The sequence below is a fragment of the Nocardioides sp. zg-DK7169 genome, assembly GCF_013155365.1.
In the GTDB taxonomy this organism is placed as follows: Bacteria; Actinomycetota; Actinomycetes; order Propionibacteriales; family Nocardioidaceae; genus Nocardioides.
Map to the genome: position 1 here is coordinate 172,734 of NZ_JABJRA010000003.1, position 21,749 is coordinate 194,482.

The 21,749-nt window shown below is 72.3% G+C and carries 27 protein-coding genes; 20 read left to right on the top strand and 7 right to left on the bottom strand.

The genetic code is table 11. From position 1 onward, the window contains the following. Nucleotide 1: 1 nt before the first annotated feature. Together HOQ23_RS05860 and HOQ23_RS05865 are read right to left on the bottom strand one after the other, a co-directional pair. Nucleotides 2–796 carry an ABC transporter permease gene (locus HOQ23_RS05860; RefSeq protein WP_367650392.1) on the bottom strand — a complete coding sequence of 265 codons (795 nt, stop codon included), beginning with the start codon at nt 794–796 and terminating at the stop codon, nt 2–4. Further along, on the bottom strand, nt 793–1,728 hold the full coding sequence (locus tag HOQ23_RS05865) for an ABC transporter ATP-binding protein (RefSeq protein ID WP_367650393.1): 936 nt from the start codon (nt 1,726–1,728) through the stop codon (nt 793–795). The genes HOQ23_RS05860 and HOQ23_RS05865 overlap by 4 nt, the downstream gene beginning before the upstream one ends. A gap of 73 nt (nt 1,729–1,801) precedes the next feature. Between HOQ23_RS05865 and HOQ23_RS05870 the strand changes: the two genes are divergently transcribed. The 13 genes from HOQ23_RS05870 to HOQ23_RS05930 all read left to right on the top strand — a co-directional run bounded on the left by HOQ23_RS05870 (nt 1,802) and on the right by HOQ23_RS05930 (nt 11,254). Next, the gene (locus tag HOQ23_RS05870; RefSeq protein WP_172212755.1) at nt 1,802–2,158 is read left to right on the top strand and encodes a hypothetical protein; all 357 of its coding nucleotides are present in this window, start codon (nt 1,802–1,804) and stop codon (nt 2,156–2,158) included. After that, nucleotides 2,151–2,543, top strand: coding sequence for a hypothetical protein (locus HOQ23_RS05875; RefSeq protein WP_172212757.1), 393 nt, complete (start codon nt 2,151–2,153; stop codon nt 2,541–2,543). The genes HOQ23_RS05870 and HOQ23_RS05875 overlap by 8 nt, the downstream gene beginning before the upstream one ends. An 80-nt stretch (nt 2,544–2,623) precedes the next feature. Next, complete coding sequence (locus HOQ23_RS05880; RefSeq protein ID WP_367650394.1) at nt 2,624–3,334, top strand: helix-turn-helix transcriptional regulator; 711 nt, start codon at nt 2,624–2,626, stop codon at nt 3,332–3,334. Next, on the top strand, nt 3,331–4,749 hold the full coding sequence (sufB, locus tag HOQ23_RS05885; protein ID WP_172212759.1) for a Fe-S cluster assembly protein SufB: 1,419 nt from the start codon (nt 3,331–3,333) through the stop codon (nt 4,747–4,749). The genes HOQ23_RS05880 and sufB overlap by 4 nt, the downstream gene beginning before the upstream one ends. Nucleotides 4,750–4,793: 44 nt before the next feature. Beyond that, nucleotides 4,794–5,984 (top strand): Fe-S cluster assembly protein SufD, encoded by a 1,191-nt coding sequence (sufD, locus tag HOQ23_RS05890; RefSeq protein ID WP_367650396.1) that lies wholly within the window; start codon nt 4,794–4,796, stop codon nt 5,982–5,984. Between the two features lie 2 nt (nt 5,985–5,986). Then, complete coding sequence (locus HOQ23_RS05895) at nt 5,987–6,322, top strand: non-heme iron oxygenase ferredoxin subunit (protein ID WP_172212763.1); 336 nt, start codon at nt 5,987–5,989, stop codon at nt 6,320–6,322. Between the two features lie 50 nt (nt 6,323–6,372). Further along, on the top strand, nt 6,373–7,131 hold the full coding sequence (gene sufC / locus HOQ23_RS05900; protein WP_172212765.1) for a Fe-S cluster assembly ATPase SufC: 759 nt from the start codon (nt 6,373–6,375) through the stop codon (nt 7,129–7,131). A gap of 2 nt (nt 7,132–7,133) precedes the next feature. Continuing rightward, nucleotides 7,134–8,399, top strand: coding sequence for a cysteine desulfurase (locus HOQ23_RS05905; protein ID WP_172212767.1), 1,266 nt, complete (start codon nt 7,134–7,136; stop codon nt 8,397–8,399). Between the two features lie 7 nt (nt 8,400–8,406). Further along, a complete protein-coding gene (sufU, locus tag HOQ23_RS05910; protein WP_172212769.1) occupies nt 8,407–8,883 on the top strand; it encodes a Fe-S cluster assembly sulfur transfer protein SufU in 477 nt (158 codons plus the stop codon). Continuing rightward, complete coding sequence (locus HOQ23_RS05915; protein ID WP_172212771.1) at nt 8,876–9,289, top strand: metal-sulfur cluster assembly factor; 414 nt, start codon at nt 8,876–8,878, stop codon at nt 9,287–9,289. The genes sufU and HOQ23_RS05915 overlap by 8 nt, the downstream gene beginning before the upstream one ends. Before the next feature lie 11 nt (nt 9,290–9,300). Further along, on the top strand, nt 9,301–9,654 hold the full coding sequence (locus HOQ23_RS05920; RefSeq protein ID WP_172212773.1) for an ASCH domain-containing protein: 354 nt from the start codon (nt 9,301–9,303) through the stop codon (nt 9,652–9,654). Beyond that, nucleotides 9,651–10,286: an acVLRF1 family peptidyl-tRNA hydrolase gene (locus HOQ23_RS05925; protein ID WP_367650397.1), complete on the top strand. Its 636-nt coding sequence runs from the start codon at nt 9,651–9,653 to the stop codon at nt 10,284–10,286. Before HOQ23_RS05920 ends, HOQ23_RS05925 begins: the two co-directional genes overlap by 4 nt. A gap of 59 nt (nt 10,287–10,345) precedes the next feature. Next, nucleotides 10,346–11,254: a phosphotransferase gene (locus tag HOQ23_RS05930; protein ID WP_172212775.1), complete on the top strand. Its 909-nt coding sequence runs from the start codon at nt 10,346–10,348 to the stop codon at nt 11,252–11,254. Between the two features lie 9 nt (nt 11,255–11,263). Here HOQ23_RS05930 and HOQ23_RS05935 read toward each other — a convergent pair whose 3' ends face one another. Next, entirely contained in the window at nt 11,264–11,680 is a 417-nt protein-coding gene (locus HOQ23_RS05935; protein ID WP_172212777.1) for a response regulator, read from the bottom strand. A gap of 42 nt (nt 11,681–11,722) precedes the next feature. After that, nucleotides 11,723–12,673 carry a neutral zinc metallopeptidase gene (locus tag HOQ23_RS05940; protein ID WP_172212779.1) on the bottom strand — a complete coding sequence of 317 codons (951 nt, stop codon included), beginning with the start codon at nt 12,671–12,673 and terminating at the stop codon, nt 11,723–11,725. Nucleotides 12,674–12,738: 65 nt separating this feature from the next. Here HOQ23_RS05940 and abc-f point away from each other — a divergent pair, with 65 nt between their 5' ends. From abc-f to HOQ23_RS05955, 3 genes are all read left to right on the top strand, one after another. Continuing rightward, a complete protein-coding gene (gene abc-f, locus HOQ23_RS05945) occupies nt 12,739–14,337 on the top strand; it encodes a ribosomal protection-like ABC-F family protein (protein ID WP_172212781.1) in 1,599 nt (532 codons plus the stop codon). Between the two features lie 89 nt (nt 14,338–14,426). After that, on the top strand, nt 14,427–15,230 hold the full coding sequence (locus HOQ23_RS05950) for an enoyl-CoA hydratase/isomerase family protein (protein WP_172212783.1): 804 nt from the start codon (nt 14,427–14,429) through the stop codon (nt 15,228–15,230). A 78-nt stretch (nt 15,231–15,308) separates the two neighbouring features. Continuing rightward, nucleotides 15,309–17,183: an ABC transporter ATP-binding protein gene (locus HOQ23_RS05955; RefSeq protein WP_172213188.1), complete on the top strand. Its 1,875-nt coding sequence runs from the start codon at nt 15,309–15,311 to the stop codon at nt 17,181–17,183. A gap of 67 nt (nt 17,184–17,250) precedes the next feature. Here HOQ23_RS05955 and HOQ23_RS05960 read toward each other — a convergent pair whose 3' ends face one another. Next, nucleotides 17,251–18,135 carry an SURF1 family protein gene (locus HOQ23_RS05960; protein ID WP_172212785.1) on the bottom strand — a complete coding sequence of 295 codons (885 nt, stop codon included), beginning with the start codon at nt 18,133–18,135 and terminating at the stop codon, nt 17,251–17,253. 47 nt (nt 18,136–18,182) lie between these two features. On the opposite strand from HOQ23_RS05960, the gene moaA reads away from it, so the two are divergent. After that, nucleotides 18,183–19,175, top strand: coding sequence for a GTP 3',8-cyclase MoaA (gene moaA, locus HOQ23_RS05965; protein WP_172212787.1), 993 nt, complete (start codon nt 18,183–18,185; stop codon nt 19,173–19,175). Between the two features lie 3 nt (nt 19,176–19,178). Here moaA and HOQ23_RS05970 read toward each other — a convergent pair whose 3' ends face one another. After that, nucleotides 19,179–19,376: an acetone carboxylase gene (locus tag HOQ23_RS05970; RefSeq protein ID WP_172212789.1), complete on the bottom strand. Its 198-nt coding sequence runs from the start codon at nt 19,374–19,376 to the stop codon at nt 19,179–19,181. Next, nucleotides 19,376–19,759 (bottom strand): DUF3099 domain-containing protein, encoded by a 384-nt coding sequence (locus HOQ23_RS05975; RefSeq protein WP_172212791.1) that lies wholly within the window; start codon nt 19,757–19,759, stop codon nt 19,376–19,378. Before HOQ23_RS05975 ends, HOQ23_RS05970 begins: the two co-directional genes overlap by 1 nt. Before the next feature lie 72 nt (nt 19,760–19,831). On the opposite strand from HOQ23_RS05975, the gene HOQ23_RS05980 reads away from it, so the two are divergent. From HOQ23_RS05980 to fabI, 3 genes are all read left to right on the top strand, one after another. Continuing rightward, nucleotides 19,832–20,044: a dodecin gene (locus HOQ23_RS05980; RefSeq protein ID WP_153323372.1), complete on the top strand. Its 213-nt coding sequence runs from the start codon at nt 19,832–19,834 to the stop codon at nt 20,042–20,044. Between the two features lie 91 nt (nt 20,045–20,135). After that, nucleotides 20,136–20,879 (top strand): 3-oxoacyl-ACP reductase FabG, encoded by a 744-nt coding sequence (gene fabG / locus HOQ23_RS05985; protein WP_172212793.1) that lies wholly within the window; start codon nt 20,136–20,138, stop codon nt 20,877–20,879. Between the two features lie 83 nt (nt 20,880–20,962). Beyond that, nucleotides 20,963–21,733, top strand: a complete 771-nt coding sequence (gene fabI, locus HOQ23_RS05990) for an enoyl-ACP reductase FabI (protein WP_172212795.1) — start codon at nt 20,963–20,965, stop codon at nt 21,731–21,733. Nucleotides 21,734–21,749: the final 16 nt, after the last annotated feature.

The following is a 21,749-nucleotide window of genomic DNA, read 5'->3' on the forward strand; positions in this document are numbered from 1 at the left end:
ATCACTCCCACTTGAAGGTGCGCGCGCTGAGGGCGGCGCCGAGAACTGTCCAGATCAGGAGGACGGCGATCGCGGGCCACGCGATCGTGCCGTCGATCAGGGCATCGCGCATGCCCTCTCCGAGCGCTCCCGATGGTAGCCACTGCACGAGGCCCTCGAAGCCGCCGTACGCCGTGGCAGGGAGCACAACGGCGCCGCAGGCCATCAGCAGCAGGTAGATCAGGTTGGCCGCGGCCAGGGTCGCCTCGGCGCGCAGCGCGCCGGCGACCAGCAGCCCGAGCGAGGCGAAGGCCGCGGTGCCGGCGGCGATGATCAGCAGCACCCCCACGACGCCGGCCACGCCGGGCTCCGGGGACCAGCCGAGGCCGAGGGCCACGGCAGAGATCACGACCAGCTGCAGCAGCTGCACGAGCAGCAGCGCCAACACCTTGCCGGCCAGCAGCCCGGAGCGCGGCAGCGGCGAGGTGCCGAGGCGCTTGATCACGCCGTAGCGCCGCTCGAAGCCCGTGGCGATCGCCAGCGCCGTGAACGAGGTGGACATCACCGCCAGGGCCAGGACACCGGGGGTGAAGACGTCCACCGCGGGGTGGTCGAGGTCGAGGTCGACGCGGTCCGAGCCGGTCACCGCGGCGACCAGCACCACGACCGGTACGACGACGGCGAGCAGCAGCTGCTCGCCGTTGCGCAGCATCAGCCGGGCCTCCATGCCGGCCTGCGCCAGCACCATGCGCCCGAACGGCGCGGCGCCGGGCCGGGGCGAGAACGTCCCGGCGGGCCGGGTCTGGGAAGAGGTCACGGGGCGAGCTCCCGTCCGGTGAGCTGGAGGAAGACGTCCTCGAGGTTGCGGGCCCCGAGGTTGAGCGACTCGGGCAGCACGTCGTGCTCGGCGCACCACGCGGAGATCTTCGCCAGCGTGGTGCCGTCGGCCGGGCCGCTCACCAGCATGCTGAGGTCGTCGACCTGGCTCACCGAGGTGCCGTCGCCGAGCACCCGCCGCAACGAGTCGGGGGCACCGGGCGGGAACGGCCGGGTCACCACGAGCCGGATGGTCGCGACCGAGCCGCCGCGCGTCAGCTCCAGCGGGGTGCCGGAGGCCACCAGCCGGCCGTGGTCGACGATGTGGACGTGGTCGGCGAGGCGCTCGGCCTCCTCCATGTAGTGCGTGGTGAGCACCACGGTGACGCCGTCGCGGCGCAGCTCGGCGAGCAGCTCCCAGATGGTGCGGCGCATCTGCGGGTCGACGCCCGCGGTGGGCTCGTCGACGAAGACCACCTCGGGGCGCCCGACCAGGGCCATCGCCAGGCCGAGGCGCTGCTGCTGGCCGCCGGAGAGGCGGCGGTACGGCGTACGCCCGCACTCCTCCAGGCCGAGCCGCTCGGAGAGCAGGTCCAGGTCGAGGGGGTGCGCGTGCAGCCGCGCGACGTGTCGCAGCATCTCGCTGGCGCGCACGCCGCTCCAGGCGCCGCCGGACTGCAGCATCACGCCGATCCGGGGGAGCAGCTCGCGGCGCTGGCGCACCGGGTCCAGCCCGAGCACGCGGACCGTGCCGGCCTGGGGCTTGCGGTAGCCCTCGCAGGTCTCGAGGGTCGTGGTCTTCCCGGCCCCGTTGGGGCCGAGGACAGCGGTGATGGTGTGGCGTTCGACGGTCAGGGACAGGTCGTCGACTGCGACCTTGTCGCCGTACCTCATCACCAGCCCGTCGACAGCCACTGCAGGGGCGTCGGGCACGAGCCCAGTCTAGGGATCGCCCGCAGCGGGCCTGGCGAGGGGCCTGCGGCGGACGCCGCCTAGGGTCTATGGCGTGAACGTGTGGCTCTTCGGCATCACCCTCGCCCTGACCGCGCTCGGCGTGATCGCCACGATCGTCCTGCTGGTCAAGGACGAGACGGCCGGCGACCCCACCTTCGCGCTGCTCGCCGTGCTCGAGGTGGTGCTCCTCGTCCAGGTCGTGTGGGGTCTCTCGTCCATGTCCGGGGACTCGATGGACAAGGCGACGTTCGTGGGCTACCTGATCGCGGTGCCGCTGATCGTGCCGCTCGGGGCGTTCTGGTCCCTCGCCGAACGCACCCGGGCCGGGACCGCCGTCCTGCTCGTGGCCCTGGTGACCGTGGCCGCGCTCCAGCTGCGCGTGGACAGCCTGTGGGGCGTCGGTGCGTGAGCTCGGCGCCGGTCCGGGGCGGATCCTGGTCGCGGTCTACTCGGTCTTCGCGATCGCCGCGACCGGCCGTTCGCTGACCCAGCTCCTGATCGACGCCGACCGAGCGCCGCTGGCGTACACGCTCTCCCTGGTCGCCGCGATCATCTACATCGTCGCGACCGCCTGCCTGGTCATCGGCGGCCCCACCGCCTGGCGCGTCGCCGTCGGCGCCTGCCTGGTCGAGGCCGTCGGCGTGCTGGGGATCGGCACGCTGTCCTTCGTCGCGCCGGACCTGTTCCCCGACCGCACCGTGTGGTCGCACTTCGGCCAGGGCTACGCCTTCCTGCCGCTGGTGCTGCCCTTCGCCGGCCTGTGGTGGCTGCGCCGGACCGCGCCCGGCCGCTGATCCCGGCGCCGGAGCCGCTCCGGCGCGGGTAAGGGTTGCCTTCCTTGAAGGTGCCGAACCAATAACGGCACACTGGTGTTGTGGAATTGATCGAGGGACGCCTGCGAGGGGACGACCTGCCGACCCGGCAGCGCGTCGCCCGCTCGATCCTCGACAACGGCCCCTCGACCGCCGCCGACCTCGCCGAGCGCCTCGACCTCACGCCGGCCGCCGTACGCCGCCACCTCGACCTGCTGGTCGACGACGGGCAGGTCGAGGCGCGCGAGCCGCGTGCCCACGGCCAGCGCGGCCGCGGCCGCCCGGCGAAGGTGTTCGCACTGACCGAGGTCGGTCGCGACCACTTCGACCAGGCCTACGACGACCTGGCCGTGCAGGCGCTGCGCTACCTGGCCGAGACCGGGGGCGAGGAGGCGGTCCGGGAATTCTCGCGACGTCGCGTGGCGTTCATCGAGGACAGGTTCCACCGGGTCAGCGCCGCCGACCCGTCCCTGGGCCCCGCCGAGGTGCTCGCCCGCGTCTTCACCGACGAGGGCTACGCCGCGGCGGTGCGCGACCTGGGCCCGATCAACGGCAAGCCGATGGGGGAGCAGCTGTGCCAGCAGCACTGCCCGGTCTCCCACGTGGCCCACGAGTTCCCGCAGCTGTGCGAGGCAGAGACCGAGGCGATCAGCCGGGTCCTCGGACGCCACGTCCAGCGACTGGCGACGATCGCCCACGGCGACGGCGTCTGCACCACGAGCATCCCGAACGTTTCGAGCACCACCAATGAGAAGGAGCAGGTCACTCCATGACCTCCATCGAGGAGCTGAACCCCGAGCTCAAGGGCATCGGTCGGTACGACTTCGGCTGGGCCGACCCCGACGTCGCGGGCGCCGAGGCGCAGCGCGGCCTCAACGAGCACGTCGTTCGCGACATCTCCGCCAAGAAGGACGAGCCCCAGTGGATGCTCGACCTTCGGCTCAAGGGGCTGAAGCTCTTCGGGCGCAAGCCGATGCCGACCTGGGGCTCCGACCTCGGCGGCATCGACTTCGACAACATCAAGTACTTCGTGCGCTCCTCGGAGAAGCAGGCCACCTCCTGGGAGGAGCTGCCCGAGGACATCAAGAACACCTACGACAAGCTCGGCATCCCCGAGGCGGAGAAGCAGCGCCTCGTCGCCGGCGTCGCGGCCCAGTACGAGTCCGAGGTCGTCTACCACTCGATCCGCGAGGACCTCGAGGAGCAGGGCGTCCTGTTCCTCGACACCGACACCGCGCTGAAGGAGCACCCGGAGCTCTTCCAGGAGTACTTCGGCACCGTCATCCCCGTCGGTGACAACAAGTTCGCCGCGCTCAACACCTCGGTGTGGTCCGGTGGCTCGTTCATCTACGTGCCCAAGGGCGTCCGCGTGGACATCCCGCTCCAGGCCTACTTCCGGATCAACACCGAGAACATGGGCCAGTTCGAGCGCACGCTGATCATCGTCGACGAGGACGCCTACGTGCACTACGTCGAGGGCTGCACCGCACCGATCTACTCCTCGGACTCGCTGCACTCCGCCGTGGTCGAGATCATCGTGAAGAAGGGCGGCCGCTGCCGCTACACGACGATCCAGAACTGGTCGAACAACGTCTACAACCTCGTCACCAAGCGCGCGGTCTGCGAGGCCGGCGCGACGATGGAGTGGGTCGACGGCAACATCGGCTCCAAGGTGACGATGAAGTACCCGGCCGTCTACCTGATGGGCGAGCACGCCAAGGGCGAGACCCTGTCGATCGCGTTCGCCGGCGAGGGCCAGCACCAGGACGCCGGCGCCAAGATGGTCCACGCGGCCCCGCACACCTCCAGCTCGATCCTGAGCAAGTCGGTGGCGCGCGGCGGCGGCCGGACCTCCTACCGCGGCCTGATCCAGGTCAACGAGGGCGCCTACGGCTCGAAGTCCAACGTGCTGTGCGACGCGCTGCTGGTCGACCAGATCAGCCGCTCCGACACCTACCCCTACGTCGACATCCGCGAGGACGACGTGTCGATGGGCCACGAGGCGAGCGTCTCGAAGGTCTCCGACGACCAGCTCTTCTACCTGATGAGCCGGGGCATGGAGGAGGACGAGGCGATGGCGATGATCGTGCGCGGCTTCGTCGAGCCGATCGCCAAGGAGCTCCCCATGGAGTACGCCCTCGAGCTGAACCGCCTCATCGAGCTGCAGATGGAGGGCGCGGTCGGCTGATGCCGGCCCGTCCTTCGTCCACCCCGTTCGTAGAAAGAAGATCCGTGACTGCAATCGACACTGCGCGCGACAGCGTGGAGTCCGCCCTCGAGCTGACGCCGGTGGACTCCCACCTGCACCCCGAGGGCTCCTTCGACGTCTCCGACCACCCGGTCCCGACCGGTCGTGAGGAGATCTGGCGCTTCACCCCGCTCAAGCGACTGCGCGACCTGCACGGCGAGGCCGTCTACGGCACCGGCACCACCCAGGTCACCTGGACCACCCCCGAGGGCGTCCGGGTCGCGTCGGTCGAGGGCGAGGAGGCCCGCGCCCTGCGCGGCGTCAGCGGCTGGGTCCCCAACGACCGCTTCAGCGCCCGCGTGCTCGCCGAGACCCCCGCGACCCTGCTGGTCGACGTCCCGGCCGAGGCCGAGGTCGCCGAGCCGGTGGTGGTGACCCTCGACGGCACCGACGTGGAGGCCACCGAGGCCGGGCACGTCGTGCTGCGCTTCGGTCGTTTCTCCAAGGCGGTCGTGGTGCTCCAGCACCAGGGCCACGCCTCGCTCGCGCAGGTGGTCGAGGTGGTCGTCGGCGACGGTGCCCAGGTCTCGGTCATCTCGGTGCAGGACTGGGCCGACGACGCCGTCCACCTCGCCCACCACGAGGCGAGCGTCGGGCGCGACGCGTCGTACAAGCACGTGGCGATCTCCTTCGGCGGCGACCTGGTCCGCATGGACGCCAACGTCACCTACGCCGGCCCCGGCGGCTCCGCGGAGATGTACGGCCTGTACTTCGCCGACGAGGGCCAGCACCTCGAGCACCGCCTCTTCGCCGATCACACCGCGCCGCGCACCAAGAGCAACGTCGTCTACAAGGGCGCGCTGCAGGGCGAGGGCGCCCACACCGTGTGGGTGGGCAACGTGCTGATCCGCAAGATCGCCGAGGGCATCGAGACCTACGAGGAGAACCGCAACCTCGTGCTCACCGACGGCTGCCAGGCCGACTCGGTGCCGAACCTGGAGATCGAGACCGGCGAGATCGAGGGCGCCGGTCACGCCTCCGCCGTCGGTCGCTTCGACGACGAGCAGCTGTTCTACCTGCGCTCGCGCGGCATCTCCGAGCCCGAGGCCCGCCGCCTGGTCGTGCACGGCTTCTTCAACGACCTGATCCGCAAGATCGGCATCCCCTCCCTGGAGGAGAAGCTGATGAGCACGGTCGAGGACGAGCTGGCCAAGAACGTCCTGCGGGGCGCCTGACCATGGGCTTCGAACGCGTCTGCACCCTGGCCGAGGTGCCGGCCGACGAGGGCCTCGCGGTCACCGTCGACGGCATCGCGGTCGCGGTGGCCCGCGACGGCGACGAGGTGTACGCCGTGCAGGACCTGTGCAGCCACGCCGCCGTCGCGCTGAGCGAGGGCGAGGTCGCCGACTGCCAGATCGAGTGCTGGCTGCACGGCTCGCGCTTCGACCTGCGCACCGGCAAGCCGGTCGGCCCGCCGGCCATCGACCCGGTCGCGACCTTCCCGGTGGAGGTCCGCGACGGCGCGGTCTACGTCGACGCCAGCACCACCCTGAACGGCGTACGGCCCGGCTGAGCAGCCGCCACCACGCCACCACGACTTTCGAACACAAGGAAGAGACAACAATGAGCACGCTGGAGATCAAGGACCTGCACGTCACGGTCGCGACCGAGGACGGCCCCAAGGAGATCCTCAAGGGCGTCACGCTGACCATCGGCGACGGCGAGACCCACGCGATCATGGGCCCCAACGGGTCCGGCAAGTCCACGCTGGCCTACTCGATCGCGGGTCACCCGAAGTACACCGTCACCGGCGGCACGGTGCTCCTCGACGGCGAGGACGTGCTGGCCATGTCGGTCGACGAGCGCGCCCGCGCCGGCCTGTTCCTGGCCATGCAGTACCCCGTCGAGGTGCCCGGCGTCTCGGTGTCGAACTTCCTGCGCACCGCCAAGACCGCGGTCGACGGCGAGGCCCCCAAGCTGCGCACCTGGGTCAAGGACGTCAACGGCGCCCTGGAGCGGATGAACCTCGACACGACGTTCTCCCAGCGCTCGGTCAACGAGGGCTTCTCCGGCGGTGAGAAGAAGCGCCACGAGATCGCCCAGCTCGAGCTGCTCGACCCGAAGGTCGCGATCCTCGACGAGACCGACTCCGGTCTCGACATCGACGCGCTCAAGGTCGTCTCGGACGGCGTCAACCGCTTCCGTGAGCAGGAGGGCAAGGGCGTCCTGCTGATCACCCACTACACCCGCATCCTGCGCTACATCCAGCCCGACAAGGTCCACGTCTTCGTCAACGGCCGCGTCGCCGAGCAGGGTGGCCCCGAGCTCGCCGAGCAGCTCGAGGCCGAGGGCTACGACAAGTACGTCAAGGCATCGGTCTGAGCATGCCTGAGCTCACCGGTCTCCTCCCCGAGCTGGAGGTCATCCGCAAGGACTTCCCGATCCTCGAGCGCGAGCTCGCGGACGGGAAGCGCCTGGTGTACCTCGACAGCGCGAACACCTCGCAGAAGCCGCAGTGCGTCATCGACGCGATGGTCGACCACCTCGAGCGGCACAACGCGAACGTCGCCCGCGCGATGCACCAGCTCGGGGCCGAGTCCTCCGAGGCGTTCGAGGCGGCGCGCGACACGGTCGCGGCGTTCCTCAACGCCCCGAGCCGCGACGAGGTGATCTTCACCAAGAACGCCTCCGAGGCGCTCAACCTGGTGGCGAACACCCTGATGTGGGCGACCGGTGAGCTCGCGATCGGTGCCGGCGACGAGATCGTCATCACCGAGATGGAGCACCACTCCAACATCGTGCCGTGGCAGCTGCTCGCGGAGCGCAAGGGCGCGACGCTGCGCTGGTTCGGGCTCACCGACGAGGGCGAGCTCGACCTGTCGAACATCGACGAGCTGATCACCGAGCGCACCAAGGTGGTCTCGCTGACCTGGGTGTCGAACATGCTGGGCACCATCAACCCGGTCGCCGACATCGCCCGGCGCGCCCACGAGGTCGGCGCGATCGTGGTCGTCGACGCCTCCCAGGCCGCACCCCAGCTGCCCGTGGACGTCGTCGCCTCCGGCGCGGACCTGCTGGCCTTCACCGGCCACAAGGTCGTCGGCCCGACCGGCATCGGCGTGCTGTGGGGCCGCCGCGAGATCCTCGAGAAGCTGCCGCCGTTCCTCGGCGGCGGCGAGATGATCGAGACCGTCCGCATGGAGGGCTCGACCTACGCCGGCATCCCGCACAAGTTCGAGGCCGGTACGCCGCCGATCGTCGAGGCCGTCGGCCTCGGCGCCGCGCTGCAGTACCTCTCCTCGATCGGCCTGGAGGCGATCCACGCCCACGAGCAGGCCATCACCGGCTATGCGCTCGAGGGCCTGCGGAGCGTGCCGGGGATGCGTGTCCTGGGCCCGCTGGACCCGACCCGCCGCGGCGGTGCGATCTCCTTCGAGCTCGACGGCGTGCACCCCCACGACATCGCCCAGGTCCTCGACTCACGCGGCATCGCCGTGCGGGCGGGCCACCACTGCGCGCGCCCCGCGCACGCCCGGTTCGGGGTGCAGAGCTCGACGCGGATGTCGTCGTACCTCTACACCACGCCGGCGGAGATCGACACGCTGATCGAGGGCCTCGAATACACCCGCTCCTACTTCAAGGTGGGCTGATCCGTCGATGACTGCTGACCCGAACCTCGACTCGCTGTACCAGGAGATCATCCTGGACCACTACAAGAACCCCCACCACAAGGGGCTCCGCGAGCCGTTCGGCGCCGAGGTGCACCACGTGAACCCCACCTGCGGCGACGAGATCACGCTGCGCGTCCACCTCGCCGACGGCGCCGACGGTGCCGGCCCGGTCGTGGAGGACGTCTCCTACGACTCGGTGGGCTGCTCGATCTCCCAGGCGTCGGCCTCGGTGCTGACCGACCTGGTGATCGGGCGACCGGTCTCCGACGCGATGGCCGTGCACGAGAGCTTCCTGACCCTGATGCAGGGCAAGGGCACGGTCGAGCCCGACGAGGACGTCCTCGAGGACGGCATCGCGTTCGCCGGTGTCGCCAAGTTCCCGGCGCGCGTGAAGTGCGCGCTGCTTTCCTGGATGGCGTTCAAGGACGCCACCGCCCGAGTCACGGAGGAGAACCATGCCTGAGACCGAGACCACCGCCGGCGAGACCGGCGCCGTGGACCACGGCGACCTGCCCGAGGTGCCCGCGGCCAACGGCCCGGTCAGCACCTCGGCCAGCAGCTCCGTGGCCATCGACGACGTCACCGAGGCGATGAAGGACGTCGTCGACCCCGAGCTCGGCATCAACGTGGTCGACCTCGGCCTCGTCTACGGCGTGCACATCGACGAGAGCGCCAACGTCGTGCTGGACATGACGCTGACCTCCGCGGCCTGCCCGCTGACCGACGTCATCGAGGACCAGACCCACGGCGCGCTCGAGGGCATCGCCAACGACGTGGCGATCAACTGGGTCTGGATGCCGCCGTGGGGCCCGGACAAGATCACCGACGACGGTCGCGAGCAGCTGCGCGCCCTCGGCTTCAACGTCTGAGCCGCGACCTCGTGGACGCGGTGGAGAACTTCTGGCAGGTGGCGCGCTCCCACGCCCGGCTCCAGCCGCTGCCGGGGTACTTCCCCGCGACCCCGGTGGGGGCGGTCCCGCCCCCGACCTGGTCCTTCGGTGAGGACCCCGCGCAGGCCGACGCCGGCCTGCGCGCCCTGATCGACGGCACCCTGACCACGCTCGAGGTGTCCCTGGCCGACCTCGAGGCCGCCGGCGTGCCGGTGCCCGAGGTCGGCACCCTGGGGATCGTGCTGGACGGCAGCGGGCACCCGCGCGCCCTCGTGGTCACCGAGCGGGTCGAGGTCGGCCCGGTCGAGGCCGTCGAGCACCTGCGCGTGCTGCACTCGCAGTGAGCGACGCGCCGACCCGGGTGCTGGTCGCCCCGCAGCGCTGGGAGCGCTGGGTGCTGAACTTCCGCGGCCGGCACGGCGCCACCGCGCTGACCGTCGTGGACGCGTCCCTGCAGGGCGTGGCCGAGGACGGCTCCAGCTTCGCCGCCCGGCTGCCCTTCGCCGCGTCGTACGCCGGCCTGCCGGACGCGGCCGCCTTCGCCGCGCAGGCGGCGCCCCCGGACGACTGGGGCGTGCTGCTGGTGCGCAAGGGCGGCTTCGCGGTCGCGCGCCTGGCCGGTGGGCGCACGCTGGCCTCCAAGGTCGGCCAGCGCCACGTGCAGGGCCGCACCAAGGCCGGCGGGCAGAGCCAGCAGCGCTTCGCCCGGCGCCGCGACAACCAGGCGCGCCAGGCCTTCGAGGCCGCCGCCGACCACGCCGCGCGCCTCCTCGGCGACCTCGCCGGCCCCGTGGTCACCGGCGGCGACCACACCGCGGTCGCCGAGGTGCTCGCCGACCCGCGCCTGAGCCGGCTCGAGCAGGTCGGCCCGTGGCTGCCGGTCCCGGACCCGCGCCGTGGCGTGCTCGAGGGCGCCGTCGCCGACGCCGGCAAGCTGGTGGTCGAGGTCCGCAACGCGGACGTCCCCGACGCCTGACCGCGCTGCCGCGCGTCGCCTCCCACGCCGCGGTCGCCCGCTCTGTCAAGATGACCGGCATGTGGCAGCCGGAGCCCGGCTGGGAGCCCCTCCCCGGGGGCACCGGCACCTCGACGCTCGGCGTCTGGCGCGCCCGGCTGGGCGGGCAGACGGTCGTGGTCAAGCGGCTCGTGGCCCCGGGGCCGGACGACCCCGCGGTCCTGCGCGACCCGCGGCACGCGGCGTACTGGCGCCGCGCAGCGGACGCCGCGGGCAGCGGCACGGTCGAGCGCACCCCGGGCCTGCGGATGCCGGCCACCGCGGTCGAGGAGGACCCCGACGGGATCACCCTGGTGCAGGAGAGCGTCGCGGACGCGGGCAACAGCGGGCTCTTCCTCGCCCACGCGCTGGGCCGCTTCGCCGGGGCCCGGCTCCACGCCCCGTGGCTGGCCCGCGACCAGCTGCGCGACCGGGTGGCCCGCGTCGAGCGGCACGGTGGCTGGCGCACGCTGGGGCGCACCCCGGTGGCCGACGTCGCGGCGTACCTGTGGGAGCGCCGTGCGGGGCTGCTGGACTCCCTCGACGCCCTGCCCCAGGTCGCCCAGCACGGCGACCCGGTGCCCGGCAACCTCCTCGGGCGCCGCGGCACGGACGTCGTGGCGCTCGACTGGGGCACGCTCGGGACCGGCCCGCTCGGCGGCGACCTGGGCTACCACCTGCTCTCCGCCCGCGAGAGCGTCGAACCGCTCCTCGAGGCCTACGTCACGGGCCTGCCGCCGGAGCTGGGCGGCAGCGCGGACGAGGCCGCGCACGGTGCCCGGGTGACGGCGGTGCTGACGGCGCTGAACCGCGCGGAGTGGGCGCTGGCACGCGTCACCGGGGGAGAGGGCGCGCTCGCCGGGAAGTACCGGCACCCGGCGGTGGCGCCGCACCTGCGGGCGCTGCAGCGCCAGTTCCCGCTGATCGAGCAGCTCCTCGGCCAGGCGTAGGCGCGCGCCTCAGCGTCCGGGCAGCCCGTCGACGACGTCGGCGATCTGCTGGAGGCGGAACGGCTTGGGCAGCACCCGGGTCACGCCGAGCTCGGCGAGGGCGGGCCGCTCGTCCAGGGCAGACGCGCTGATCACCACGATCGTGAGCCGGTCGCGGATCTCCGGGCGGGCGTTGACCCACCGCACCACGTCGTGCCCGGACATGCGCGGCATCGACAGGTCGAGCAGCAGCAGGTCGTGGGGCTCGCGCTCCAGGGCCTCCACGGCCTCCTGGCCGTCGGCGGCCTCGCCGACCACGTGGTTGCCCAGCTTCTCGAGCATGCGGACGGCGAGGGTCCGCACCGGCTCGAAGTCGTCCGCCACGAGCACGCGCAGCGGCGCCCCGGTGTCCGGCGGCGTCCGACCCGCCCCGCTGGCCTCGTTCACGCCCGCAGGCTAGCGCCCCCGTGCCGCTGCGCGGCAGCCCGGTCACGGGGTCGCGACCTGCCAGGTGTCGCACGCCTCGAGGGTGCCCTCGCGCAGACCGGTGCGGAACCACCGCACCCGGGACTCCGCGGACCCGTGCGTCCAGGTCTCCTCGGTGACCTGGCCCTGGGTCGCTGCCTGGATCCGGTCGTCGCCGACCGCGGACGCCGCCGCGATCGCCTCGCTGACGTCCTGCTCGGTGAGGTCCTCGACGAGCGCCTGCCCGGTCGCGTCGTCGGTGGTGGTCGCGGCGCGCGCCCACAGCCCGGCGTAGCAGTCGGCCTGCAGCTCCAGGCGTACGGCGTCGCTGCGCGGGCCCTGCTGGGTGCGGACCCGGCCCATGGTGCCCAGGACGTTCTGCACGTGGTGGCCGTACTCGTGGGCGAGCACGTAGGGCTCCACGAAGCCGCCGTCCGGTCCGCCGAGGCGGCGCTCGAGGACGTCGTCGAAGAAGGTGGTGTCGAGGTAGATCGTGGCGTCCGCCGGGCAGTAGAAGGGCCCGACGTCCGAACCGGCACCGCCGCAGCCGGTCGCGACCTGCCCGGAGAAGGTCGTCATCGCGGCGAGCGGCCGGTAGCGGTCCCCGAGCTCGCCGGACCAGAAGTCGTGCAGGGAGTTCTCCACCGCGACCCGCCGGCAGTCGGCGCTGGCGTTGGCGTCCTCGCCGGTCTCACAGGAGGCGTAGCGGTCGGTGTCGCCGCCGACTCGGGACGTGGACAGGTCGGTGCTGCCGGCGCCGCCCCCGCCGTCCAGCAGGCCGGGGGAGAGCACCACGACCAGCACCACGACGACCGCCATCACCAGCCCGCCGACGCCGCCGCCCACCGCCAGCCCGCCGGGTCCGCGACGGCCCGTCCCGACGCCGCCGCGGCCCAGGCGCAGGCCGGTGCCGGCGCCGCGTCCGGTGTCGCGGACCCGGCCCCGGTCCAGCCGGGCTCGGGGGTTGAAGCGCATGGGTCTCTCCTCGGGTCGGTCAGGAAATGGGGATGCTCCGGGACGCCTCTAGACTCGTGCCCCTCATGATCACTGCCTCCCAGCTGGAAGTCCGGGTGGGCGCACGCCTGCTCATGGAGAACGTCTCGTTCCGTGTCGCCGCCGGCGACAAGGTGGGTCTGGTCGGTCGCAACGGCGCCGGCAAGACCACGCTGACGAAGATCCTGGCCGGCGACGCGCTGCCCGCCTCCGGCACCGTTACCCGTTCCGGTGAGCTCGGCTACCTGCCGCAGGACCCGCGTACCGGCGACCCCGAGGTCCTCGCCCGCGACCGGATCCTCTCGGCCCGCGGCCTCGACGACGTCGTACGCCGACTGCGCCAGGCCGAGGTCCAGATGGCCAGCGAGGACCCGGCCGTCCGCGAGAAGGCGATGCGGCGCTACACCCGCGCCGACGACGAGATGCACGCCGGCGGCGGGTACGCCGCGGAGTCCGAGGCCGCCACCATCGCCTCCAGCCTCGGCATCGAGACCCGGATCCTCGACCAGCCGTTGAAGACCCTCTCCGGTGGTCAGCGCCGGCGCGTGGAGCTCGCACGGATCCTGTTCTCCGACGCGGAGATCCTGATCCTCGACGAGCCCACCAACCACCTCGACGCCGACTCGATCGTGTGGCTGCGCGACTTCCTGAAGTCCTACAAGGGCGGGTTCATCGTGATCAGCCACGACAACGCGCTGCTCGAGGAGACCGTCAACAAGGTCATGCACCTCGACGCCAACCGCGCGGCGATGGACGTCTACAACATGGGCTGGCGCCACTACCTGACCCAGCGGGAGACCGACGAGAAGCGCCGCAAGCGCGAGCGGATCAACGCCGAGAGCAAGGCCAAGACGCTCACCGACCAGGCCAACAAGATGCGCGCCAAGGCCTCCAAGGCCCAGGCCGCGCAGTCGATGCTCAAGCGCGCCGAGAAGATGCTCGCCGGCGTCGAGGGCGAGCGCGCCGCCGACAAGGTCGCCCGGATCGCCTTCCCCAAGCCGGCACCCTGCGGCAAGACGCCGATCACCGCCGAGGGCCTGTCGCGGACCTACGGGTCGCTGGAGGTCTTCACCGACGTCAGCCTCGCCATCGACCGCGGCTCGCGGGTGGTCATCCTGGGGCTCAACGGCGCGGGCAAGACCACCCTGCTGCGGATGCTCGCCGGCGTCGACGAGCCGGACTCCGGCCGGGTGATCGCCGGGCACGGCCTCAAGGCCGGCTACTACGCCCAGGAGCACGAGACCCTGGACACCGAGCGCACCGTGCTGGAGAACATGCAGAGCGCCGCACCCCAGCTCACCGACACCGAGGCACGCTCGGTGCTCGGCTCGTTCCTCTTCTCCGGCGACGACGCCCACAAGCCCGCCAAGGTGCTCTCGGGCGGTGAGAAGACCCGTCTGGCCCTGGCCAGCCTGGTGGTCTCCAGCGCCAACGTGCTGCTGCTCGACGAGCCCACCAACAACCTCGACCCCGCCTCGCGCGAGGAGGTGCTCAACGCGATCCGCAGCTACGAGGGCGCGATCGTGCTGGTCACCCACGACGAGGGCGCGGTGCGGGCCCTGGAGCCGGACCGGGTGCTGCTGCTGCCCGACGGCGACGAGGACCTGTGGAGCGAGGACTACGCCGACCTGGTGTCGCTGGCCTGACCCCCGGCCCGAGCACGGCCCGACCGGCCGCTCTGGTCGGGCGGGGCACGGATGCGGGCCGCGGCGCGGGGGCTTCCTAGACTGCCGCCATGACGTCCCTCGTGAGCCCCGAAGCCCTCGCCGACAGCGGCCTGCAGCTGGCCCAGGACGGCGCCGTCCTGACCATCACCCTGGACCGTCCGGCGGTGCGCAACGCGCAGACCCCGCGGATGTGGCGCACCCTCGCCGAGATCGGCGCGGGCATCGGCGACGACGTGCGGGTGGTCGTCGTGCGCGGCGCCGGGCAGAGCTTCTCCGCCGGCCTGGACCGCTCGATGCTCGACCCGACCGCGAGCGCCCCGGGCGTGGAGACCGTGGCGGACCTGCTCCGCCTCGACGACGCCGGGCTGTCCGCGACGATCGACGAGTACCAGCAGGGCTTCACGTTCCTGCGCGACCCCCGCTTCGTCTCGATCGCGGCCGTGCAGGGCTACGCCGTCGGTGCCGGCTTCCAGCTGGCGCTCTCGTGCGACCTGCGGATCCTCACCGAGGACGCCCAGCTGTGCATGAAGGAGCCGGCGCTCGGCCTGGTCCCCGACCTGACGGGAACAAAGCCCCTCGTCGAGGCCGTTGGATATGCACGAGCACTCGAGATCTGCGCCACCGCGCGGATGGTCGGCGCCCAGGAGGCCGCAGCCATCGGTCTGGCCCAGCGCGTCGTACCGGCCGCCGAGCTCGACGCCGCGGTGGCCGACCTCGCAGCCGCTCTCACCACGCCGATGGTCGGCGCGGTGCGCGAGACCAAGGCGCTCCTGCAGGGCGCGGCGGACCGGAGCCTGGAGGACCAGCGTCGCCTCGAGCGCGAGGCGCAGGGACGCCGGTTCCGCGAGGTCGCCGGGCTCGTCGGACGCTGAACGTCCCCGGCCGCAGGGCCGGGGGAGCAGTCGACAGCAACGGGGGAGCTACAGCAACGAGGAGGACACGTGTCCGGGATGCATGGCATGGGACCGGCGATGCGCCACCTGCGCACCGACCGCACCGCGGTCGAGAACCGGTTGGAGCCGGGCACGCTGCGTCGCATCCTGTCCTTCGCGCGCCCGCACCGCCGCCTGATCTCGGTCTTCCTCGTGCTGACCGTCATCGACTCGGCCACCGTCGTCGTCACCCCGCTGCTGGTGAAGATGGTCGTGGACGACGGGATCCTCGCCGGCGACGGCGGCCTGGTGACCACGCTGGCGCTGGCGATGGCCGGGTTCGCGGTGCTCAGCGCCGTCCTGACCGTCCTCAACGGGTGGCTGTCCTCGCGGATCGGTGAGGGCCTGATCTTCGACCTGCGCACCAGCGTCTTCGGCCACGTCCAGCGCCAGAGCCTCGCCTTCTTCACCCGCACCCAGACCGGCGCCCTGGTCTCCCGGCTCAACAACGACGTGATCGGGGCCCAGCGCGCCTTCACCACGACACTGTCGAGCACGGTGTCGAACTCGATCGCGGTCGTGGTGGTCGGCATCGCGATGCTGGCGCTGAGCTGGCAGGTCACGGTGCTGTGCCTGGCGCTGTTCCCGCTGCTCTTCCTCGCCAGCAGGTTCGTCGGCGCCCGGCTCGCCGGGCTGACCCGCCAGCAGATGGACGGCAACGCCGACCTCGGCAACGTGATGACCGAGCGCTTCAACGTCGGCGGGGCGATGCTGCTCAAGCTGTTCGGGCGCCGCGCCGACGAGGACGCCCTCTACGCCACCAAGGCCGCCCGCGTGCGCGACCTCGGGGTCCGGATCACCCTGCTCACCCGGGTCTTCGCCGCCGCGATGGCGCTGGTCCCGGCTCTCGCCGTCGCCCTGGTGTACGGCGTGGGCGGCCACCTGGTCCTCGACGACACCCTCACCATCGGCACCCTGCTGGCGCTGGCGACGCTCCTGCTGCGCCTGCTCGGCCCGCTGCAGGGGCTCTCCAACGTCCGCATCGACGTGATGACCGCACTGGTCAGCTTCGAGCGGGTCTTCGAGGTCCTCGACCTGCCCTCGCTGGTGCAGGAGCGGCCGGGCGCGACGGAGCTCTCCCCGCACGCCTCGCGACTGGAGTTCGACCACGTCGGGTTCACCTACCCGCACGCCGACGACATCTCGCTGGCCTCCCTGGAGGTGGTCGCGCGCACCGAGTCGCGCGCCGCGGCGCAGGTCCTGCACGACGTCACCTTCACCGCCGAGCCGGGCCAGATGGTGGCCCTGGTCGGGCCCTCGGGCGCCGGCAAGACGACCGTCACCCACCTGGTCGCGCGTCTCTACGACGTCGACACCGGTGCGGTGCGCCTGGACGGCCACGACGTCCGCGACGTCACCCTGCAGTCCCTGGAGGACGCGGTCGGCTACGTCACCCAGGACGCCCACATGTTCCACGACACGATCCGCAACAACCTCGTCTACGCCCGCCCGGACGCCGACGACGACGCGATCTGGCACGCGCTGGAGTCCGCGCAGGTCGCCGGCCTGGTGCGCGCGCTGCCCGACGGGCTGGACACCGTGGTCGGCGACCGCGGCTACCGGCTCTCCGGCGGCGAGCGCCAGCGCCTCGCCATCGCCCGGCTGCTGCTCAAGGCACCCGCGGTGGTCGTGCTCGACGAGGCGACCGCGCACCTGGACAGCGAGTCCGAGGCTGCGGTGCAGCGCGCGCTCGACGCCGCGCTCGAGGGCCGCACCTCGCTGGTAATCGCGCACCGACTCTCCACCGTGCGCCAGGCCGACCAGATCCTGGTGCTCGAGGACGGGCGGATCGTGCAGTCCGGCACCCACGCCGACCTGCTCGCGCAGGGCGGGCTGTACGCCGACCTCTACCGCACCCAGTTCCTCGACGACGTCGCGGTGCCGGGGGCCTGATCCCGGCCGCTCCCACTCGCGGGACGGAGGCCGGCGCAGGGCCGGGGGCCCCGGCTCGGGCGGGGGATCAGCGCCGGGAGCTCGCGGACTCGCGGTCGCGGGGCGCGCCGGACTCCCGTGCCTCGCGCTCGGCCTGCTTCGCCGCCGCGCGCCGGGCCCGGCGGATCTCCGCCTTGGTCGGGGGCTTGTCGCCCTGGCGCTGCTGGCGCCGCTCCGGGCCGCCGCGCCACTCGTCGTACGCGAGGTAGAGGAAGCCGCCGAAGCCCAGGATGCCGAAGAACCACCACTGCAGGCCGTAGAAGAAGTGCGGGCCGTCGTCGAGGGTGGGCAGCCGCGCCCCCTCGAGCGGCTCCGCGGTGCGGCCGTCCTCGTCGCGCAGCTCGATCCAGCCGCCGTACGTCGTGCCGAGGCCCTCCGCCTCGCCGATCGCCTCGGAGCTGATCGCCCGGGTCGAGCCGTCGACGACCTCGGTGCTGCCGCCGTCCCCGTCGGGCCGCACCCAGCCGGTCACGGTGACCTCGCCGCTCGGGGGCTCGGGGAGCTGGCCGATGGTGCCGCTGATGTCGGCGCGGGTCTGGAAGCCGCGGTTGACCAGCAGCACCGTGCCGTCGGTCGTCTCGAGCGGCACGACCACGTCGACGCCGCTGCCGCCGTCACCGGACGGGCTGCTGGCGTAGCGCACCACCACGGTCTCCTCCGGCAGGTAGCGCCCGGTCGCCTCGACCAGTCGCCACTCGTCGTCGGAGCCGACCTCGGCACCGGGGGAGAGCACCTCGGCGACCGGCGTGGCGGTCAGCATCTCGTTGGTCCGCACGACCTCGTTCGCGGCCCGCCGCTTCTCGAGCTGGTCGAACTGCCACTCGCCGAGCCACCACGTTCCGGCGCCGACGATGAGGATCGAGAGGAGGAAGAGAACCCAGCGGCGGCTGAGCAGGAACGACAGGGACCGCACGTCGCAAGGGTACCGAGCGTGGCCCACGTGCCTAGACTGCGGGTGTGATGAGAGCGCTGGAGGACCGATACGGCCGGGTGGCCACGGATCTACGCGTGTCGCTGACCGACCGGTGCAACCTGCGCTGCTCCTACTGCATGCCCGAGGAGGGCCTGGACTGGCTCGCCAACGAGCGGCTGCTCACCGATGACGAGGTCGTTCGGCTCATCGACATCGCGGTGCGCCTGCTCGGGGTCCGCGAGGTGCGCTTCACCGGCGGCGAGCCGCTCGTACGCCGTGGCGTCGTCGACATCGTGCGCCGCTCGCGGGCCCTGGAACCCACGCCCGAGCTCTCGCTGACCACCAACGCGCTGGGCCTGGCCCGCACCGCGCCGGCGCTCGCGGAGGCGGGCCTGGACCGGGTCAACGTCAGCCTCGACACCGTGGACCGCGAGACCTTCCACGAGATCACCCGCCGCGACCGCCTCGACGACGTGGTCGCCGGGCTCGCGGCCGCGCACGCGGCCGGTCTGGGGCCGGTGAAGATCAACGCCGTGCTGCTGCGCGGCGTCAACGACCACCAGGCACCCGACCTCCTCGCCTGGGCCCTCGAGCACGACTACCACCTGCGCTTCATCGAGCAGATGCCGCTGGACGCCCAGCACGGCTGGGACCGCGCCGCGATGGTCACCGCCGAGGAGATCCTCGCGCTGCTGGAGCCCCGGTTCGCGCTGTCGCCGGCGATCGAGCCGCGGGGGAGCGCCCCGGCGGAGCTGTTCCGCGTCGACGGCGGCCCGGGGACCGTGGGCGTCATCGCCTCGGTGACCCGCCCGTTCTGCGGCGACTGCGACCGGGTGCGGATCACCGCCGACGGCCAGGTCCGCAACTGCCTGTTCGCGCGCGAGGAGTCCGACCTGCGCGGCGCGCTGCGGGCCGGGGCGAGCGACGAGAAGCTCGCCGAGCGGTGGCTGACCGCGATGCGCGGCAAGCGCGCCGGTCACGGGATCGACGACCCGACGTTCCTGCAGCCCGACCGCCCGATGTCCGCGATCGGCGGCTAGGTCTCAGCCGACCGGCTCGTGCGGGACGACGTCCTTGAGGAAGCTGCGCGAGCCGAGGAACGACGACAGCGACTCGCGGTGCTGCTCACACGCCAGCCAGGTCTTGCGGCGCTCGGGGGTGTGCACCTTCGGGTTGTTCCACAGCAGCTGCCACACCGCGGGCTCCTGGCAGCCCTTCGCCGAGCACAGGTCGGGGTCCATCAGGCGTCGTCCTTCGTCTGGCCCCGCGTGTCCCGGCCGGCGCCGGGCTGCTGGGGGTCGTGGTGGGGGTCGGGGGTGCCCGTGCCGGGGCCGAGCTCGCGGCGGTAGGTGCTGTCCGGGAGCTCGAAGGCGTCCGAGCGGGTCTGCGCGGTGTTGGAGTCCACGACCGCGACGTACGGCAGGAACACGCCCGCCGCGATCAGCACCGGCCACAGCCAGTTGATGCCGGCCGCGCCCGAGATCGCCGCACCGATCACGCACAGCGTGCGGATCGTCATCGCCACGATGTAGCGCCGCTGACGAGCAGCGAGGTCGCTGCCGCGGGTCGTGGCGGCGGTGGTGATGCGGACCGCCTCGGACGGGCGGGACCGGTCCTTGGCCATGCTCTCATCCTACGTCGGCCGGCGTGACCTACGATCGCTAGCCCGACCCACGCAGACCGAGAGGCTCCTCCCATGACCAACCGCACCTACCGTGTCTCCGAGATCGTCGGCACCTCGCCCGAGGGCATCGACGCCGCCATCCGCAACGGCGTCTCCCGGGCCGGCAAGACCCTGCGCCACCTCGACTGGTTCGAGGTCACCCAGATCCGCGGCCAGGTCAAGGACGGCGAGGTCGAGCACTTCCAGGTGGGCATGAAGGTCGGCTTCCGCCTCGAGGACGACTGAGGCCCGAGCAGCGCCGGTCCCGGCGCGGCCTCCACGCCGCGCCGGGCACGTGTTTTCGTCTACCCCGCGGTAATCACTAGCGTCAGGCGACGTGAGCGACGCAACGCCCGACACCGGTCCTGACAGCCCCGCCCCGCGATCGGTCCTCGTGACCGGCGGCAACCGCGGCATCGGTCGCGCCATCGCCGAGGCGTTCCTCGCCCAGGGCGACAAGGTCGCGGTGACCACCCGCTCCGGCGGCGCCCCGATGGGCGCCCTCGACGTGCGCTGCGACATCACCGACCCGGCCGCCGTGGACGCGGCGTTCGCCGTCGTCGAGGCGGCCCACGGCCCCGTCGAGGTGCTGGTGGCCAACGCCGGCATCACCTCCGACACGTTGCTGCTGCGGATGTCGGAGGAGGACTGGTCCTCGGTGATCGACACCAACCTCACCGGCACCTTCCGACTGGCCAAGCGCGCCAGCAAGGGCATGCTGCGCCTGCGCCGCGGCCGGATCATCCTGATCTCCTCGGTGGTGGGCATGCTCGGCTCGGCCGGTCAGGTCAACTACGCCGCCTCCAAGGCGGGCCTGGTCGGCATGGCCCGCTCCATCGCCCGCGAGCTCGGCTCGCGCTCGATCACCGCCAACGTGGTCGCCCCCGGCTTCGTCGAGACCGACATGACCGGCGTGCTCACCGACGAGCAGAGGGCCGCGATCAAGGCCCAGGTGCCGCTGGGCCGCTACGCCCAGCCCGAGGAGGTGGCCAGCGCCGTCACCTGGCTGGCCGGTCCCGGCGCGGCCTATGTCACCGGCGCGGTCATCCCGGTCGACGGCGGCCTCGGCATGGGTCACTGACCCGCCGCTTCGCACCACCTCCGGGCCCGCGGGGCCCGTCCTTCGAACCACACCGAGCACGAGCGCGAGAGCAGAGGACGACCATGGGAATTCTCGACGGCAAGCGGATCCTGGTGGCAGGCGTGACGATGGACTCCTCCATCGGCTTCGCCACCGCGAAGGTCGCCCAGGAGCAGGGCGCCACGGTCCTCATCTCCAACTTCGGCCGCGCCCTCGGCATCACCCGGCGCATCGCCAAGCGGCTGCCCGTGGAGCCGCCGGTCCTCGAGCTCGACGTGACCGACCCCGAGCACCTCGAGCGGCTGCCCGAGCTGGTCCGCGAGCACGTCGACGGCCTCGACGGGGTCGTGCACTCCATCGCCTACGGCAACCCCGAGACCCTCCTCGGCGGCAAGTTCATGACCGGCCCCTGGGAGGACGTCGCCCAGGCCGTGCACGTCTCGGCATACTCCCTGGCGTCGCTGTCGCGCGCGGTCCGCCCGCTGATGGGCCCGGGGTCCTCGGTCGTGGGCCTCACCTTCGACGCGACCGTCGCCTGGCCGGCGTACGACTGGATGGGCGTGGCCAAGGCCGGGCTCGAGTCGACCTCGCGCTACCTGGCCCGCGAGCTCGGCGCCGACGGCATCCGTTGCAACCTGGTCTCCGCCGGGCCGCTCAAGACGCTGGCCGCCAAGGCGATCCCCGGCTTCTCCGACCTCGAGGCGATGTGGGAGACCCGCGCACCGCTCGGGTGGGACAACGCCGACCAGACCCCGACCGCCAAGGCCGTGTGCGCGCTGCTCTCGGACTTCTTCCCCGCCACCACCGGCGAGATCGTGCACGTCGACGGCGGCTTCCACGCGATGGGCGCCTGAGCCGGCGCGGACGGAT

Coding starts and splice junctions, on each gene's coding strand:
- HOQ23_RS05915 (WP_172212771.1), top strand. CDS start 8,876: ATGCCTGAGACCGAGACCACCGCCGGCGAGACCGGCGCCGTGGACCAC.
- HOQ23_RS05940 (WP_172212779.1), bottom strand. CDS start 12,673: ATGCGCTTCAACCCCCGAGCCCGGCTGGACCGGGGCCGGGTCCGCGAC.
- HOQ23_RS05930 (WP_172212775.1), top strand. CDS start 10,346: ATGTGGCAGCCGGAGCCCGGCTGGGAGCCCCTCCCCGGGGGCACCGGC.
- HOQ23_RS05955 (WP_172213188.1), top strand. CDS start 15,309: ATGCATGGCATGGGACCGGCGATGCGCCACCTGCGCACCGACCGCACC.
- HOQ23_RS05905 (WP_172212767.1), top strand. CDS start 7,134: ATGCCTGAGCTCACCGGTCTCCTCCCCGAGCTGGAGGTCATCCGCAAG.
- HOQ23_RS05980 (WP_153323372.1), top strand. CDS start 19,832: ATGACCAACCGCACCTACCGTGTCTCCGAGATCGTCGGCACCTCGCCC.
- sufU (WP_172212769.1), top strand. CDS start 8,407: ATGACTGCTGACCCGAACCTCGACTCGCTGTACCAGGAGATCATCCTG.
- sufB (WP_172212759.1), top strand. CDS start 3,331: ATGACCTCCATCGAGGAGCTGAACCCCGAGCTCAAGGGCATCGGTCGG.
- HOQ23_RS05975 (WP_172212791.1), bottom strand. CDS start 19,759: ATGGCCAAGGACCGGTCCCGCCCGTCCGAGGCGGTCCGCATCACCACC.
- sufC (WP_172212765.1), top strand. CDS start 6,373: ATGAGCACGCTGGAGATCAAGGACCTGCACGTCACGGTCGCGACCGAG.
- HOQ23_RS05895 (WP_172212763.1), top strand. CDS start 5,987: ATGGGCTTCGAACGCGTCTGCACCCTGGCCGAGGTGCCGGCCGACGAG.
- HOQ23_RS05970 (WP_172212789.1), bottom strand. CDS start 19,376: ATGGACCCCGACCTGTGCTCGGCGAAGGGCTGCCAGGAGCCCGCGGTG.
- HOQ23_RS05950 (WP_172212783.1), top strand. CDS start 14,427: ATGACGTCCCTCGTGAGCCCCGAAGCCCTCGCCGACAGCGGCCTGCAG.
- abc-f (WP_172212781.1), top strand. CDS start 12,739: ATGATCACTGCCTCCCAGCTGGAAGTCCGGGTGGGCGCACGCCTGCTC.
- fabI (WP_172212795.1), top strand. CDS start 20,963: ATGGGAATTCTCGACGGCAAGCGGATCCTGGTGGCAGGCGTGACGATG.
- moaA (WP_172212787.1), top strand. CDS start 18,183: ATGAGAGCGCTGGAGGACCGATACGGCCGGGTGGCCACGGATCTACGC.